This is a genomic window from Seonamhaeicola marinus, assembly GCF_008085455.1.
In genome coordinates this window covers 1-297 of sequence record NZ_VSDQ01000546.1, presented here as the reverse complement: position 1 = coordinate 297, position 297 = coordinate 1, and the positions used below count along the sequence as shown (strand labels likewise).

Annotated in this window: 1 protein-coding gene; it reads right to left on the bottom strand. The window is 27.3% G+C overall.

What is annotated here, in order from left to right:
- Positions 1-297: HpaII family restriction endonuclease (locus FUA24_RS08190; protein WP_148541256.1), on the bottom strand; the 297-nt coding region annotated here is incomplete at both ends.

Below are 297 nucleotides of genomic sequence, written 5' to 3'. Positions count from 1 at the left end.
GCATAAAATCCTCAATTTCTGGAATAGAAAAAGTTCTTTCTTTGTTTTTCTTGATTGCATTTAAGAGAAAAAGAGCTTTGTCTTTAAATTCTGAAATTGGGATTTTCAAAATTTCCTCATTACCTGAAATTAAAATAATCTCATCTTGTATAGAGTATTCAAAATTACCATTGTTTTCGCTACGAAGTATTTTTATGATTGGATAAACTAAACCTTCTAACTTTTCAATGTCTTTGTTTCCAAGAAATAATTGTTTGTCGCCTAATAATTTAAAAAGAGCATAAATTTCGCTCCATT